Below are 16513 nucleotides of genomic sequence, written 5' to 3' on the forward strand. Positions count from 1 at the left end.
AAAAAATGAATCAAGATTATATAAAACCAGATAATTGGTCTATTATAGAAGAAGGCTTTGATGTAAATCGGATAAAATCTTCAGAAAGTTTATTTAGTATTGGCAATGGTGCCATGGGGCAACGTGCTAATTTTGAAGAAACATATTCAGGACATACATTTCAAGGTAGTTATATAGGAGGAGTTTACTATCCTGATAAAACGCGCGTTGGATGGTGGAAAAACGGTTATCCAGAATATTTTGCAAAAGTATTAAACGCACCAAATTGGATTGGAATTAATGTTAATGTAAATGGTGAATCTTTAGATTTATTTACTTGTAATAAGGTGGAGGATTTTAAAAGAGAACTAAACATGAAAGAAGGTTGGTTATCAAGAAGTTTTAAAGCTACTTTAAAGAATGACATTGTTATTACTGTAAATACAAAACGCTTTTTAAGTTTAAATTTAGATGAAATTGGCGCTATTGAATATAAAATTACACCAATTAATAGTGATGCAGAGATTATATTTAACCCTTACCTAGACTCAGGAATAACCAATGAAGACACCAATTGGGATGATAAATTTTGGGATACTTTAAATGTAACGCATAATAATCAACAAGCTTTTATAGAAGCTAAAACCATGAAAACGGATTTCTATACTTGTACGTTTATGGAATCGAAAGTTTTTATTAATAGTGAAGCTATTTTAATTGAACCAACTATTAAAACTAAAACTAATAATATTTCATTCAGTTACTTATATCAAGTGAAAAAAGGGGAAACTTACACTATTAATAAGTTTGGTGGATATACTTTAGATAGAAATTATAACAAAACAGAATTAGTTTTAGCTGCTAAAAACGTTTTAGAAAGTGCTACAAAAAAAGGATACGAACAATTATTAGAAGACCAAAAACTAGCTTGGGCAAACATTTGGGAAATGGCAGATATCACAATTTCTGGTGATGTAAAAGCACAACAAGGTATCCGATTTAATATTTTTCAACTAAACCAAACCTATTTAGGAAAAGACTCAAGATTAAATATTGGTCCAAAAGGATTTACTGGTGAAAAGTACGGTGGAAGTACTTATTGGGATACTGAGGCTTATTGTATTCCTTTTTATTTGGCAACAAAAGACCAACAAGTAGCTCGTAATCTTTTAGAATATCGATATAATCATTTGGAAAAAGCTATTGAAAATGCTGAAAAATTAGGATTTTCAAATGGCGCTGCATTATACCCAATGGTTACAATGAATGGGGAAGAATGCCATAACGAATGGGAAATTACATTTGAAGAAATTCATAGAAACGGTGCTATCGCATTTGCCATTTTCAACTATTACAGATACACGGGAGATTACAGTTATATTCCAGAAAAAGGATTAGAAGTTCTTATTGGTATCGCTCGTTTTTGGCATCAACGTGCAACATTTTCAACAAATAAAAACAAGTATGTTATCCTAGGTGTTACAGGTCCAAATGAATATGAAAATAATGTGAATAATAATTTTTATACCAACTACATAGCAAAATGGTGTATAAATTACACTTTAGAAAACATCACAAAAATGGAGACTGAATTTTCTTCAGATTTTACCAGAATTAAAAATAAAGTAAAGCTTTCAAATTCTGAATTAAATAGTTGGAAAACGGTTGCAGATGCGATGTATTTCCCTTATTCTGAAAAACATAAGGTATATCTCCAACAAGACGGCTTTTTAGATAAAAATTTAATTACAGTAGCTAATCTTGATAAATCACAACGACCAATTAACCAAAAATGGAGTTGGGACAGAATTTTACGCTCTCCATACATAAAACAAGCAGATACTCTACAAGGGTTTTACTTTTTTGAAGAACACTTTACAGTTGAAGAATTAGAACGCCATTTTGATTTCTACGAGCCTTTTACAGTTCATGAAAGTTCTTTATCACCTTGTGTTCATAGCATACAAGCAGCAAAATTAGGTAGGATGGAACAAGCTTACGCCTTTTATTTAAGAACCTCTCGTTTAGATTTAGATGATTATAACAAAGAGGTTGAAGAGGGCTTACACATAACATCTATGGCAGGAACATGGATGAGTGTTGTAGAGGGTTTTGGTGGTATGCGTGTTAAAAATAACACCTTATATTTTGAGCCTAAAATCCCAAAAGAGTGGAATGCTTACTCTTTTAAAATAAACTTTAGAAATCAAGTATTAAAAGTCTATGTTTCAAAAAACAAAACAGATTTCGAATTGGAAGGAACACAACCTTTACAAATTTATCTAAATAACCTATTACTAAATATCAATCCAAGTAATCAATTAAAACTCTAAAAATGAAAAGGTTTATAATGCTATTTATAAGTGTAATGATATTAAGTTGTAATAACAAAAATGACGTTGTAAAAGAAATATCTAAAACACCTTTTATTTGGGAAAGTGCTAACATTTATTTTTTATTAACGGATAGGTTTAATAATGGCGATACTACTAATGATATAAATTTTGATAGAGTTTCTGAAACTGGAAAACTACGTGGTTTTGAAGGAGGAGATATCAAAGGAATTACCCAAAAAATAAAAGAAGGCTATTTTACAGATTTGGGTATTAATGCTATTTGGATGACCCCTATTGTAGAGCAAATACATGGGTTTACAGACGAAGGTACAGGTGTTAGTTATGGGTTTCATGGGTATTGGGCTAGTGATTGGACAGCGATAGATCCTAATTTTGGCACCAAAGAAGATTTACATGAATTAGTTGAAATAGCACACCAAAATGGTATTAGAGTATTGTTAGATGCTGTTATAAACCACACTGGTCCTGTAACAGATAAAGATCCGGTTTGGCCAGAAGATTGGGTAAGAACAGAGCCTACTTGTACTTTTAAATCTTATGAAACTACCACGACGTGCACTTTGGTTGATAACCTGCCTGATATAAAAACTGAGCGTAATGACGCTGTAAAGCTACCTCCTAGCCTTGAAGTTAAATGGATTCTTGAAGGTAGGCACGAACAAGAAATGAAAGAATTAGATGATTTTTTTGCAAGAACAGGTTACCCTAGAGCGCCTCGTTTTTATATTATGAAATGGCTAACAGATTATATTACAGAATTTGGTATTGATGGTTATCGCGTTGATACTGTTAAACATACTGAAGAATTTGTTTGGCAAGAATTTAAAAAAGAATGTGATTTTGCATTTAACAATTACAAAAAAAATAATCCTGAAAAAGTTTTAGATGATAACGATTTCTATTTAGTTGGAGAAGTGTATAATTACAACATCAGTTCAGGGAAATTTTTCGACTTAGGCGATAAAAAAGTAAATTATTTTGAAAATGCTTTTCAAAGTCTTATAAATTTTGAACTAAAATCAAGTGCTGCACAAAGACCAATTGAGCAGGTGTTTAAAACCCATAGAGACATTTTAAATACAGAATTAAAAGAATATGGGGTTTTAAACTATTTAAGTTCTCATGATGATGGACAACCGTTTGATGCAGCAAGAGATAAACCTTTTGAAACAGCCAACATATTATTATTGTGCCCGGGAACATCCCAAATTTATTACGGTGATGAGTCTGCACGATCTTTAATTGTTGAAGAGACCGTTGGAGATGCAACCCTACGTTCTAATATGAATTGGGATGCTATTCAAAATAACCCCGAAACTAAAGCTATTTTACACCATTGGCAAAAATTAGGACAATTTCGAGCAAACCATCCAGCCATTGGTGCAGGAATTCATCAAATGATAACAGAAAAGCCTTATACCTTTTACAGAAGCTACTCAACTAATAATTTTGAAGATTTGGTTGTAGTTGGGTTGTATTTACCAGAAGGTAAAAAAACAATTGACGTCTCAAAACTATTTAAAGATGGAGATGATTTACTGGATGTGTATTCTGGAATTTCAACTCATGTTAAAAATGGTAAAGTCATAATAAACTCTGATTTTGATATTGTTTTATTAGAAAAAACTAACTAATTTATTTTTAATCAGGATTCATAAACACTTCTATTTCCAAAAATGAAATTTTTGGGTTTGCACCTTCGCTTTGTGCTACCAAAGCACCAACGGCACATGCAAAATCAATCGCTTTTTGTGGTTCTGTCTTGTTTAATAATTGGCTTATAAGTGATGCTAAAAAGGAATCACCAGCTCCTACTGTGTCTTTTACTTCAACAAGAAAACCACTATTATAAAATAAACAGTCATTATAAAGCAAAACAGCTCCATGAGAACCTTTAGTAACACACATATGTTTAGTGTTTGTTTTGGCTGCTATAAATTTGAGATTTTGTTCTAAAGAATTGTATCTAGAACCTAAACACTTACTTACCTCGTATAATTCATCATCATTAAATTTTATAAAATCTGCTTTTTCCATCAAATAGATTAAAACATCTTTTGTGTAATAAGGCGTTCTAAGGTTTAGATCAAAAATTTTATATTTAGCAACTTCTAAAAGCTCGTAAAGTGTTTTTCTTGAAATAGCGTCTCTTGCAACTAAACTACCAAAAACAAAGGCATCAGCATTTTTTACAACTTCTTTACAATCTTGATTTAAGCTTATCTTATCCCAAGAACGTGGATACATAATCTCATAAGTAGCCGATCCTTTTTCATTTAAAATAACCTTTACTTCACCAGTTTTGTAATTGTTTAGTGTTTGAATGTAAGTTGTATTAATATCATTTTCCGTAAGGTAATCTATTAATTTTTCACCTAAATCATCACTACCAATGGCACTAATCATGGTAACATCATTACCAAATGATTTTAATCGGCTAGCTACATTTAATGGTGCGCCACCAATTTTTTTTTGTTTTGGAAAAATATCCCATAAAACCTCTCCAAAACAGGTAATTTTTGTCATATGAAAATTTATGTTAGTTTATTTAATTTTAAAGATAAAATATTTAAATTTAAACAAAAGGATAATATAAAATGCCCATCTTAAAAAACATAATTATTGAAAGTAATTTTAGTAAACCTATACTTACAGATATTTTTTATATTGAAAACAAAATCCCAAAACCCATTATTATATTTTGCCATGGATACAAAGGTTTTAAAGATTGGGGCGCCTGGGGTTTAATGGCAAAGGCGTTTGCTGAAGCTGGTTATTATTTTATAAAATTTAATTTTTCTCATAACGGAGGAACTCTAGAACAACCTATTGATTTTCCAGATTTAGAAGCTTTTGGAAATAATAATTACAGCAAAGAATTGGATGATTTACACGTTGTAATTAACTGGATACAAACAAACCCAAAAATAAAACCTGAAGCAGATATTAATAATATTAACTTAATTGGACATAGTAGAGCTGGTGGTATAGTAACAATTAAAGCCGAAGAAGATAAACGAATAAAAAAAGTAATAAGTCTTGCAGGTGTTTACGATTTTGGTAAAAGAACTTCAACTGCAGGCGATTTAAAACAGTGGAAAGATGATGGTGTTAAATATATTTTAAACGGGAGAACAAAACAACAGATGCCCCACTTTTATCAATTTTATGAAGACTTTATTCTAAATGAAACGCGATTAACTATAAAACGTGCCGTCTCAAATTTAAAAATCCCTTATTTAATTTTACACGGAGATGCAGATACTAGCGTTTTAATTGATGAAGCTTATAAACTACATGAACGGAACTCTAATAGCAAAATTAAAATTATAAAAGGCGCAAACCATGTTTTTGGAGCTACTCATCCATGGGAAAAAGATACTTTACCAAAGCATCTAAAAATTGTTGTTGAAAAAACTATAGTTTTTATTACAAATTAGCCAAAAAATATCTAAATATGAAAAATAAAATATATGATTTTTGGTTACTAATTATTTAAATCCCAGACTAATGGAAGTACATAATAAACAACTAGAGTCAATAATATAATTGAAATAATATTCATCCAAAACCCTTTTTTTACCATATCCTCAATTTTTAAATATCCAGACCCAAATAGCACTGCGTTTGGAGGAGTGGCAACCGGAAGCATAAAGGCACATGAGGCTGCTAAAGTAGCCCCAACTAAAAGAAAATAGGGATGAACTCCAATAGCGGTAGCTAAAGAAACCAGCACAGGTAACAACATGGCAGTTGTTGCTAAATTTGAGGTGATTTCAGTTAAAAAATTAACTGATGTAATTAAAATTAATAATAAAAAAAAATATGCAAAGACTCTAAAGAAGTCATTTGCGCACCAATCCAAACGGCCAAACCACTTGTTTCAAACCCAAGAGCCAAAGCCATACCACCTCCAAATAATAACACAATACCCCAAGGCAATTTTACAGCATCTTCCCAATTCATGATTTTTACACCCTTTTCTTTTGAAGGCAATAAAAATAAAAGTACCGCAAAAAAAACAGCTATAATAGTGTCATCTATTTGAGGTATAAGCCTTTTGATTAAAAAAGATCTTGTTATCCAAGCAAAAGCAGTTAATATAAAAACAAGAAAAACTATTTTTTCTTCATATGAAAATTTACCTAAAGCCTTTAGTTGTCTTTTAATTTCTTGACTTCCTCCAGGAAATTCCTTTTGCTTAAACTTAAAAGCAACCCGTGTTAAATAAACCCAACAAATAAATAAAAGCACAATAGCTATTGGAAAACCAAAAATAAACCATTGTGAAAAAGAAATCTCAATATTATATGTTTGCTTTACAACTCCTGCTAAAACCAAATTTGGAGGTGTCCCAATTAAAGTTGCCATACCACCTATTGATGCACTGTAAGCTATAGAAAGCATTAAAGCTTTACCAAAAATTAAATTCTCGTCTTCTAAAGTATTGGGATTATCTCTTAGTTGTGAAACTATAGCCATCCCCACTGGAAGTATCATTACTGCGGAAGCTGTATTAGATATCCACATGGACAAGAAAGCTGTTGCAATCATGAATCCTAGAATAATATTAATAACGTTAGTTCCAACAATTTTAATAATAGTTAATGCAATCCGCTTATGTAACATCCACTTTTCTATAGCAATAGCCAAAATAAAACCACCAACATAAAGAAACACGTATTTATGCCCATAAGAGGTCGTTGTTTCGTTTAAACCCATTCCGCTAGATAAAGGAAATAAAATAATAGGTAGTAAAGCAGTAACGGCTATAGGAATAGCTTCCGTAATCCACCAAATTGCTATCCATAGAGAAGATGCCAAAACTGAATTAGCTTCTTTATTTAATCCTTCTGGATGAAAAAAGAGTGTAATCAACAGAAAAGCTATGGGACCTAAAAATAAACCAATTTTCTTTTTAGAAATATTCATAAAAATTACCTGTTAAATATGGCTATTACATTTTTATGACAATGTCAAAATCATAACTAACATTATAGTAGATGTGAAATTGCCAATTAAATCAAGATTATTTGATTTGGTCAAATTTAGTCCTTTATCATAAAAATAATTTGCTCTTGCTAATCTATTTAATCCTTATATATCTGCAAAATTATTTTGTCTTAGTCCGGGATAATTAAGATCATTTTTATATGGTACTTTCTATTCGAATTATTTATTTTCACTAAATACATTTGATAAACATATACCAAGCCTTTAAATCAGGTAGTATTTTATAATAGCAAAGCAAAAACCTAAACAGCTTATATTTATTCTGTTTCTAGTCAGTTAATTAAAACTATTAGTTTTTCAACATATAATACAAAACAGATAATTGATGTTTCTAAGCGAACACCTGAAATATACTTGATTAAAATAATACTACTATTAAATTTATCAAAAAAGCAATAAATACTATATCTAAAGGAAAATTATATTCTTCTAAGAAAACAAACAATTAAACAAAACTGTCGTCAACATAATAATAACAACAAGAGTAAAACCAATTTTAAGATTGTCTTTGGCTGTAAAAAGTACTTCGTCGTCGTCTTTGTATTGTTTATTATATTTTATCAAGTAACTAAAATTAATCTTAAAAAGAAAGTGGTTATTGCTTTAAAACAAAAAGCTTAGTAAGGTTGAAATAAAAAAAGCGGAAACTACTGTTAGAAAAAACCAAACAAGAGCAATTTTAAAATTACTCTTATAATTATTATTTATAGTTTTAATTGAATTAATTTCATCAATATTAATTTTTAAAAAACTCATGATATTATATTTTAAGTACAAATTTAAAGTTAAATAATATCTGACTTACTTTTTTTATTTTTATAACTGTAAAATGTAGATAAAAAACCACTTAATATAGATAAGTGTTATTTTATTAAATACATATTTATGATTCTATTTAATTAAAAAGTTTCTAAATATATCTCATGGTTTTTTAAAAAAAAGCGTATAATTAACTAACTATCTATACTTTATTGAATTCTATCTATACTTTAACGCATTAAATCGAAAATAAAATAAAATTTTAAAGATTAAAATTTATATTTAAAAATCTTTAATGATTTAATATTATTAATGTTAATAGCTAAACTATTAAGAGTGGAGATTCTCATTATGCTTCACTCTTTTTTTTTAAAAATTAATAAAGAGAACTTGTTTAGAAAATATATTTACTATTAATTACTATTTATTTTATTAATTAAAACTAAAAAAGACCTTCAATATTTTGAAAGCCTTTCTAATATAAGTGGAGAAGATGGGATTCGAACCCACGACCTCTTGACTGCCAGTCAAGCGCTCTAGCCAACTGAGCTACATCCCCATTATTTATTTCATGCCTCTTAAAACTAAAACTGGAATGTTACTCGAAAAATCTTTTTTTAGAATAACATTATTCTCCCATTTTTTAGTAAAAAAACCTCTTTTACGCCTCACTACACATAGCATATCTGGATTGAATGCCTGTAAATGCTGCAATACACCTTGAAAAGTAGTTGCGTTTTCTGTTTCGGTTACCGTATCAACTACAGCTTTAATATCCGTTTTTAAATCAAAATCTCCATCATTATAATAAGGTGTTTTAACTAATAGTAAGTTTACAGGTGCCCTAAAATGTTCTTTTACAGAAATTAAAGTAGTAAGTGCTTTATTATTTTTAATTATTGCCGATTTTATAGCAAACAAAATATTATTAACAGGTCTGAAAGTATAACCTTCAGGGACAATAAGAGATGGTAACTGGGTTTGTTTTATGATTTTTCCTGATGTCTTTCCTAAAAACACCTCATCATTAACAGAGTTTGTTCTAGGTTCAATTAAAATTAAATCTATGTCCGCCGCTTTACAAGCCATCTCTAGAGTATCAATTAGCTTCCCCTTTAAAACTTTTACTGTGATATCAACATTTTTTGTGTTTAACTTAGAAACTAATTCGTTTAAATAAGCCAAACTTTCTCTCTCAATTATATGGTCTACCTTAATCATAGTACCAGCCTTTGTATATACGTTGTAAACTTGTACTACAAAAAGTTTAGCGCCCATAGATTCTGCAAAATCTACAGCATATTGTAAATGGCTTAATGCATTTTTTGAAGAGCCAACAGGAACTAAAATATTCTTCATATCTGTAAAATTTAAAGATAAATTTATAATAAATTTGAGACAAAAGTAAAACATTTAAATGATACGTAAAGCAACTGTTGTAGATATTGACAAACTATTAGAAATTACCAAAGCCTGTGCTGCTTATATGATTAGCAAAAATATTTTTCAATGGAACGAGTTTTACCCAAATAAACAAGCTTTTCTTCATGATTTTAATCGTGATGAACTTTATGTTTTAAAATTAAAAAACACTGTTATTGGCTGTATAACTATCTCTACTTTTATGGATGAAGAATATATTCCCATAAATTGGATGACTCCAAATTTCAATAATATATACATACATCGCTTAGCAATTCACCCCGAACAACAAGGGAAAGAATATGCTCAAAAACTAATGGATTATGCTGAAAATTATGCAAAAAACAATCAGTTTGCTTCAATAAGGCTTGATACTTTTTCACAAAACTCAAGAAATGTGAAATTTTATGAACTTAGAGGTTACAAACGTTTAGGAGAAATTTATTTTCCAAGACAAAGCAACTATTCCTTTTTTTGTTATGAACTTGTATTTTGATTACAGATATAAGTTTTAAAAATATAAACAAACTAGCAATTCCTGCATTAATAGCGGGTATATCAGAACCTATTTTATCATTAACTGATGCTGCTATTGTTGGAAACATCTCATTTAATGCCACAGAATCTTTGGCTGCTGTTGGCATTGTTACCACATTTTTATCCATGCTTATTTGGGTTTTAGGACAAACGAGAAGTGCCATTTCCTCTATAGTATCGCAATATGTTGGGGCAAATAAAATTGAAAAAATTAAAAATCTACCTGCACAAGCTATCTTTATCATAACATCTTTAAGTGTTTTAATCATACTTGCTACCTATCCTTTTGCCAGTAGTATTTTTAAACTCTACAACGCTTCAGATTTAATTTTGAATTATTGTGTTGATTATTACAAAATTCGTGTTTTTGGATTCCCTTTTACTTTATTTACAATGGGGGTTTTTGGAGCCTTTAGAGGTTTACAAAACACCTATTATCCGATGATAATTGCTATAATAGGAGCAGTATTAAATATTATTTTAGACGTTATTCTAGTTTATGGTATACCCAATTTTATCCCAGCCTTAAATATAAAAGGGGCTGCTTACGCCAGTGTTTTTTCTCAATTTATAATGGCTCTATTATCTGCTTATTTTTTATTAAAAAAAACGATTATACCATTAAAATTGAATTTTCCTTTTAATAAAGAAATAAATCGTTTTATCTTAATGATTCTTAACCTTTTTATTAGAACTATAGCCCTTAATGTAACCTTGTATTTTGCAAGTGCCTTTGCAACTAGTTATGGAGCTAAATATATTGCAGCTTACACAATTGCAATAAATTTATGGTTTTTAGGAGCTTTTATTCTTGATGGATATGCTAGTGCTGGTAACATTCTTTCAGGAAAAATGTTGGGTGGAAAAGAATATGATGTGCTTATTAAATTGAGCAGTAAACTTGTTAAATATGGTGTTATTTTAGGAGTTATTAACGCCCTTATAGGGGCAGTTTTTTACTTTCCAATAGGAACGATCTTTACAAACGAACCTGAAGTTTTAAGTGCTTTTTACGAAGTGTTTTTTATTATATTAATAATGCAGCCTTTATGTGCCATTACCTTTATTTTTGATGGTATGTTTAAAGGCATGGGTAAAATGAAATATCTCAGAAATATTTTACTTTTCTCAACATTTTTAATCTTCTTACCTATCTTATTTTGGTTGGATTATTTGGATTATAAACTATATGCCATTTTTATAGCGCTAACCGTTTGGATTATAGCAAGAGGTATCCCGTTAATCATAAAGTTTAGAAAAATTTATATGCCTCTAACCAAAAAACACTAACTTTAAATAAATAAAAATCATGGGAAACAGATTATTCCTTTTACTTGCTATCTTTTTAATCGTTATATACTTTTATAACCGTAATAGAAAACGTTAAATTAGCGCGTTTTTAACCACCCTGTTATACTTAATCGCTCTGTATTTACAGGTCTTACTTCGTGTTCTATAATCTGGCTTTCAAAAACAACTACCCTTCCAGGCAACGGATAAATTATTTTTTCTTCCTCTAAAAACAAAACCAACTCGCCACCATTTTCTGGCAACCAACCGTCTTCATTTAAATAACAAACAAACGATAATTTACGTCGGTCGTCATTTTGAAAAGTATCAATATGCTTTTTGTAAAACGTATCCTTTGGATAAATAGCGTAGTGAAATTCTTTATGTAAAATCCCTAAAAAGCACGTTTTATTTAGGTAACTTACTAAGTTATTTATCTTATTAAAAAATAAACCTTCGCTTGAATTAGCATTAGCCTCATCCATCCATAAAATTAAATCGCCTCTTATCGATTTTACAATCGTTTCATTCAATCTATTACCTACCGCAGCCTTTTTAAAACCATCCTCTTCATGCCTTTGTGTAAGCGATGCTCTAAGTAAATCAACTTCTTCAGCAGAAAAAAAGGCGTCGGAAATACTAAATTTTTGTTTTGCTATATCCGAAATAATTTTTTCGTACAGCGGATTTTCAACAAAATCAATAGCCTCAAATAGATGATTCATAAGTAACCATAAAAACCTGTTATCTATAGTAGATAAAAGTGCGCAAATGTAATCTAAAAACAGTTTCGTTAAACAAAATCAATATCTTTGTAATTTAAATCTTAATCTATGAGTGGTATTCGAATCACAAAACTATTCTCTTTCGAAACTGGACATGCCCTTTATGGCTACGACGGTAAATGTAAAAATGTGCATGGGCATAGTTACAAACTATCTGTAACAGTATTTGGAAAACCCATAGCCGATACAAACCATGTAAAGTATGGTATGGTTATCGATTTTTCTGACTTAAAACATATAGTAAAAGAAGAAATAGTAAACGTTTTTGATCATGCAACGGTTTTTAATAAAAATACACCACATGTTGAGTTGGCTAAAGAGCTTGAAGATCGCGGTCATAATGTATTGCTTGTAGACTACCAACCAACGAGTGAAATGATGGTTATTGATTTTGCTAAAAAAATTAAAAAACGTTTACCACCACACATAACACTCTTTTCTTTAAAACTTCAAGAAACCGAAAGCTCTTTTGCAGAGTGGTATGCGCACGATAATATTTAGGGCGTTACCTTATCAGGTCGGGCTTTCGCAAGTCGCACTTTTCAAGGTGCTCCAACAATTGCTCAATCCCTAACGCAACTATCTGCAATGTTTGCTATCAAGATAATATTCGTGTATTTGTGGCTAATTTATTTATATTTACAACATGCAAATTCCAAAAGGGAAAAAAATATATTTTGCTTCAGATAACCACCTAGGAGCACCAACCTCTGAGGCGTCTAAACCTCGCGAAAAAAAATTTATCGCTTGGTTAGATAATATTAAGCAAGATGCTGCCGCTATTTTTCTTTTAGGAGATTTATTCGATTTTTGGTTTGAGTATAAAACAGTTGTTCCAAAAGGATTTACACGAACCTTAGGCAAACTTGCAGAAATTACCGACTCCGGAATTCCTATTTACTATTTTGTTGGTAATCACGATTTATGGATGAATGGTTATTTTGAAGATGAACTTAACATTCCTGTTTACCACAAACCAGAAGAGTTCACATTCAATAATAAAACATTTTTTATTGGTCATGGAGATGGTTTAGGTCCTTTTGATAAAGGCTACAAACGCATGAAAAAAGTGTTTACAAACCCAATATTTAAGTGGTTATTTAGATGGGCGCATCCAGATATTGGTATGCAAATTGGACAATATTTATCCGTTAAAAACAAACTCATTTCTGGTTATGATGATGCTACGTTTTTAGGTGAAGATAATGAATGGCTGGTGCTATATTCCAAAGAAAAATTAAAAGTGCAACATCGGGATTACTTTATTTTTGGGCATAGACATTTACCTTTAGATATAGAACTCAACAAAAAATCAAAATATATCAATCTTGGCGATTGGATAACCTATTACACCTACGCAGTTTTTGATGGTGAAAATTTGCAATTAAAGGAATTTAAAAATTAATCCCTTTCGTGGTCTTCTAAATCTTTGCTTAAATCTAATTTTCTAAAAGAAGGAGATACTAGACCCGTAGTTATTACCGTAATTAAAGTCATGGTGCCTCCAAAAACAACAGCAGTAGCTGTTCCCATTAACTTTGCTGTTAAACCACTTTCAAAAGCGCCTAGCTCATTTGATGAACCAACAAACATAGAATTTACAGAAGATACGCGACCACGCATATGATCGGGTGTTTTTATCTGCAAAATAGTTTGACGAATTACCATAGAAACACCATCTGTCATCCCGCTAAAAAACAATGCAAGTAAAGAAATCCAAAAAATAGAAGATATCCCAAAAACAATAATACAAACACCAAAACCAAAAACAGCCGCTAATAATTTCATACCCGCATTTTTACTTATAGGAATGTAAGCCGTTACTAACATGGTTAAAAAAGCACCAACAGCAGGTGCAGCTCGAAGTACTCCAAAACCTTCACTTCCAACTTTTAAAATATCTTGTGCAAAAACCGGTAAAAGCGCAATAGCACCCCCAAATAAAACAGCAATCATATCAAGTGTCATTGCTCCTAAGATAGCTTTTGTTTTAAATACAAAACTCACACCTTCTTTTAAACTGGCTATAACAGACTCCCCTATTTTTGGGTTCAAAATAGGCTTGCGTTTTATTTTTAATAAAATAAAAAATGACAAAAGTACTAAGCCAAAAATAATGCATAAAGACCAATGTACACCAATCCATCCAATTGAAAATCCACCAAAAGCAGGACCTAGAACGGATGCCATTTGCCATGTAGAACTATTCCAGGTTGCCGCATTTGGATATATTTTTTTTGGAACAATTAAAGCTACCAAAGAAAAAATAGTGGGTCCGAAAAAAGAACGTAAAAATCCACCAAAAAAAATAAGTCCATAAATAGCATATAAAATGGTAGTTGTAGACCAATCAGTAACTACCCTATCCCAGGTTAACAAAAACAGTCCTAAACTTATTAAAGAAAAGGCAGCAATGCATAACGCTAATAAATTTCGTTTTTCTTTTTGATCTACAATATGACCTGCAAATAAAGCCATAGTAAAAGCAGGAATAATTTCCATTAAGCCAATAATCCCAAGCGATAATGGGTCTTTTGTTAAGCTATAAACTTGCCATTCTATAACAATAAATTGCATAGACCAACCAAAAACTAATACAAAACGAACCAATAAAAAAATATTGAATTCTTTGATTCGCAGTGCTGCGTAAGGGTCTTTTTTTGCCATAGCTTAAGCTTTAATATCTTTTAATTTTAATTGAAATGATACATTACCTTGCCATTCATTTTCATCAATAGAATAAACAGCTTTAAATTTTTTGTGATCTTTTACAATTGAAAGCTTATCGCCCATGCCAAAACCAATACCAACATAACTATTAGAATTTCCTTGTTTAACAGTAATTCTTAAATGCGATTCGTCTTCACCTACACATTTACCATAACCCGTATCTTGTAAATCTTCCGTCATAAAAACAGGGGTCATGTTTCCTGGACCAAAAGGACTAAATTGTTTTAAAATACGCATCAATTTATCATCAATTTGGTTTAAGTTAATCTGCATATCTACTTTAATCTCTGGCGAAAGTAATTTTCTGTCAATGGATTTAAAAACTTCATTTTCAAAAGCTAGCTTAAACACTTCGTAATTTTCTTCTTTTAGTGTTAAACCTGCCGCGTATTTGTGACCTCCAAACTGTTCAATGTGCTCGCTACAAGCTTCTAAAGCATTATAGACATCAAACCCAGAAATAGAACGTGCCGAAGCAGCTAGTTCTCCTCCACTTTTAGTAAAAACCAAAGTTGGCCTATAATAGGTTTCCGTTAACCTAGAAGCCACAATACCAATAACACCTTTATGCCAAGTTTCATTGTAAACAACAGTAGTAAAACGTTCCTGTTCTTTTTGCTGCTGAATTTGTTTAAGAGCTTCTTCTGTAATTTGCTTATCTGTTTCACGCCTGTCGGTATTAAAAGTTTCAATTTCAGCTGCATATTGTTTAGCCAAATCAGGATTTGTTTCTGTTAAAAGCGTAACTGCATAATTGCCATGTTTCATGCGTCCAGCAGCATTAATTCTGGGGGCTATTATAAAAACAACATCGGTTATTGTAAGTTCTTTTTTCTTTACTTGAGCTATTAATGCCTGTATGCCCATGCGCGGATTCTCATTAATAACTTGAAGTCCGAAATATGCTAAAACCCTGTTTTCGTCTGTAATAGGAACAATATCAGCACCAATAGCCGTAGCTACTAAATCTAAATAACTTGCCAACTCTTCAATGGTTTTTCCTTCATTAAAAGCTAATGCTTGAATGAGTTTAAAACCAACACCACAACCACAAAGTTCTTTATAAGGATACTCACAATCTTCTCGCTTTGGGTCTAAAACAGCAACAGCTTGCGGAATATAGTCTCCGGGTCTGTGATGATCACAAATAATAAAATCAACACCCTTTTCTTTGGCATATAAAACTTTATTAAGGGCTTTAATACCACAATCTAAAGCTATAATTAAGGAGAAATCATTATCCTGAGCAAAATCAATACCTTTAAAAGAAATACCATAGCCTTCATCATATCTATCTGGAATGTAAGTTGCAATACGTTCTGTTCTTGTTTTTAAGTATGATGCCATAAGTGCTACTGAGGTAGTGCCATCTACATCATAATCACCATAAACCAAAATATTTTCTTCATTCTTGATGGCTTCTTCAATTCTATTGACTGCTTTATCCATATCTTTCATTAAGAATGGATTGTGTAAATCGTCTAGACTAGGTCTGAAAAAACGTTTTGCATCATCAAAAGTTTCAATACCACGCTCTAACAATAAGGTAGCAACTGTAGCATCAACTTGAAGTGCTTTTTGTAAAGCTTCAACTTTTTTGTTTTCTGGTTTTGGTTTTAATGTCCAGCGCATAAAATCTAT

General features: G+C 30.9%; 12 protein-coding genes, 1 tRNA gene and 1 pseudogene. 7 read left to right on the top strand and 7 right to left on the bottom strand.

What is annotated here, in order from left to right; all coding sequences use genetic code 11:
- The first annotated feature begins 5 nt into the window (after nt 1–5).
- Both AC1XJX_RS10350 and AC1XJX_RS10355 read left to right on the top strand, forming a co-directional pair.
- A complete protein-coding gene (locus AC1XJX_RS10350; protein ID WP_482003911.1) occupies nt 6–2312 on the top strand; it encodes a glycoside hydrolase family 65 protein in 2307 nt (768 codons plus the stop codon).
- Nucleotides 2313–2314: 2 nt separating this feature from the next.
- Nucleotides 2315–3970 carry an alpha-amylase family glycosyl hydrolase gene (locus AC1XJX_RS10355; protein WP_482003912.1) on the top strand — a complete coding sequence of 552 codons (1656 nt, stop codon included), beginning with the start codon at nt 2315–2317 and terminating at the stop codon, nt 3968–3970.
- A 7-nt stretch (nt 3971–3977) separates the two neighbouring features.
- On the opposite strand, the gene AC1XJX_RS10360 is transcribed toward AC1XJX_RS10355, so the two are convergent.
- Nucleotides 3978–4862: a carbohydrate kinase family protein gene (locus AC1XJX_RS10360; protein WP_482003913.1), complete on the bottom strand. Its 885-nt coding sequence runs from the start codon at nt 4860–4862 to the stop codon at nt 3978–3980.
- A gap of 71 nt (nt 4863–4933) precedes the next feature.
- Between AC1XJX_RS10360 and AC1XJX_RS10365 the strand changes: the two genes are divergently transcribed.
- Nucleotides 4934–5776 carry an alpha/beta hydrolase family protein gene (locus tag AC1XJX_RS10365; RefSeq protein WP_482003914.1) on the top strand — a complete coding sequence of 281 codons (843 nt, stop codon included), beginning with the start codon at nt 4934–4936 and terminating at the stop codon, nt 5774–5776.
- 47 nt (nt 5777–5823) lie between these two features.
- Here AC1XJX_RS10365 and AC1XJX_RS10370 read toward each other — a convergent pair.
- From AC1XJX_RS10370 to AC1XJX_RS10380, 3 genes and pseudogenes are all read right to left on the bottom strand, one after another.
- A pseudogene (locus tag AC1XJX_RS10370) lies at nt 5824–7268 on the bottom strand (SLC13 family permease).
- 1325 nt (nt 7269–8593) lie between these two features.
- Nucleotides 8594–8667: transfer RNA gene (locus AC1XJX_RS10375), tRNA-Ala, on the bottom strand.
- 5 nt (nt 8668–8672) lie between these two features.
- Complete coding sequence (locus AC1XJX_RS10380) at nt 8673–9467, bottom strand: universal stress protein (RefSeq protein WP_482003915.1); 795 nt, start codon at nt 9465–9467, stop codon at nt 8673–8675.
- A gap of 58 nt (nt 9468–9525) precedes the next feature.
- Between AC1XJX_RS10380 and AC1XJX_RS10385 the strand changes: the two genes are divergently transcribed.
- Together AC1XJX_RS10385 and AC1XJX_RS10390 are read left to right on the top strand one after the other, a co-directional pair.
- Entirely contained in the window at nt 9526–10026 is a 501-nt protein-coding gene (locus tag AC1XJX_RS10385; protein WP_482003916.1) for a GNAT family N-acetyltransferase, read from the top strand.
- Nucleotides 10023–11357, top strand: coding sequence for an MATE family efflux transporter (locus AC1XJX_RS10390; RefSeq protein ID WP_482003917.1), 1335 nt, complete (start codon nt 10023–10025; stop codon nt 11355–11357). Before AC1XJX_RS10385 ends, AC1XJX_RS10390 begins: the two co-directional genes overlap by 4 nt.
- Before the next feature lie 98 nt (nt 11358–11455).
- On the opposite strand, the gene AC1XJX_RS10395 is transcribed toward AC1XJX_RS10390, so the two are convergent.
- The gene (locus AC1XJX_RS10395) at nt 11456–12082 is read right to left on the bottom strand and encodes a 2OG-Fe(II) oxygenase (RefSeq protein ID WP_482003918.1); all 627 of its coding nucleotides are present in this window, start codon (nt 12080–12082) and stop codon (nt 11456–11458) included.
- Between the two features lie 108 nt (nt 12083–12190).
- On the opposite strand from AC1XJX_RS10395, the gene AC1XJX_RS10400 reads away from it, so the two are divergent.
- Nucleotides 12191–12643: a 6-pyruvoyl trahydropterin synthase family protein gene (locus AC1XJX_RS10400; protein ID WP_482003919.1), complete on the top strand. Its 453-nt coding sequence runs from the start codon at nt 12191–12193 to the stop codon at nt 12641–12643.
- A gap of 145 nt (nt 12644–12788) precedes the next feature.
- A complete protein-coding gene (locus AC1XJX_RS10405; RefSeq protein WP_482003920.1) occupies nt 12789–13547 on the top strand; it encodes a UDP-2,3-diacylglucosamine diphosphatase in 759 nt (252 codons plus the stop codon).
- Here AC1XJX_RS10405 and AC1XJX_RS10410 read toward each other — a convergent pair.
- Nucleotides 13544–14809 (bottom strand): MFS transporter, encoded by a 1266-nt coding sequence (locus AC1XJX_RS10410; protein ID WP_482003921.1) that lies wholly within the window; start codon nt 14807–14809, stop codon nt 13544–13546. The two genes, AC1XJX_RS10405 and AC1XJX_RS10410, sit on opposite strands and share 4 nt — an antisense overlap.
- Nucleotides 14810–14812: 3 nt before the next feature.
- Nucleotides 14813–16504, bottom strand: a complete 1692-nt coding sequence (recJ, locus tag AC1XJX_RS10415; RefSeq protein WP_482003922.1) for a single-stranded-DNA-specific exonuclease RecJ — start codon at nt 16502–16504, stop codon at nt 14813–14815.
- Between the last annotated feature and the right edge of the window lie 9 nt (nt 16505–16513).

It is taken from the genome of Flaviramulus sp. (genome assembly GCF_982512915.1).

Coding starts and splice junctions, on each gene's coding strand:
- recJ (WP_482003922.1), bottom strand. CDS start 16,504: ATGCGCTGGACATTAAAACCAAAACCAGAAAACAAAAAAGTTGAAGCT.
- AC1XJX_RS10380 (WP_482003915.1), bottom strand. CDS start 9,467: ATGAAGAATATTTTAGTTCCTGTTGGCTCTTCAAAAAATGCATTAAGC.
- AC1XJX_RS10405 (WP_482003920.1), top strand. CDS start 12,789: ATGCAAATTCCAAAAGGGAAAAAAATATATTTTGCTTCAGATAACCAC.
- AC1XJX_RS10360 (WP_482003913.1), bottom strand. CDS start 4,862: ATGACAAAAATTACCTGTTTTGGAGAGGTTTTATGGGATATTTTTCCA.
- AC1XJX_RS10400 (WP_482003919.1), top strand. CDS start 12,191: ATGAGTGGTATTCGAATCACAAAACTATTCTCTTTCGAAACTGGACAT.
- AC1XJX_RS10365 (WP_482003914.1), top strand. CDS start 4,934: ATGCCCATCTTAAAAAACATAATTATTGAAAGTAATTTTAGTAAACCT.
- AC1XJX_RS10395 (WP_482003918.1), bottom strand. CDS start 12,082: ATGAATCATCTATTTGAGGCTATTGATTTTGTTGAAAATCCGCTGTAC.
- AC1XJX_RS10410 (WP_482003921.1), bottom strand. CDS start 14,809: ATGGCAAAAAAAGACCCTTACGCAGCACTGCGAATCAAAGAATTCAAT.
- AC1XJX_RS10355 (WP_482003912.1), top strand. CDS start 2,315: ATGAAAAGGTTTATAATGCTATTTATAAGTGTAATGATATTAAGTTGT.
- AC1XJX_RS10385 (WP_482003916.1), top strand. CDS start 9,526: ATGATACGTAAAGCAACTGTTGTAGATATTGACAAACTATTAGAAATT.
- AC1XJX_RS10350 (WP_482003911.1), top strand. CDS start 6: ATGAATCAAGATTATATAAAACCAGATAATTGGTCTATTATAGAAGAA.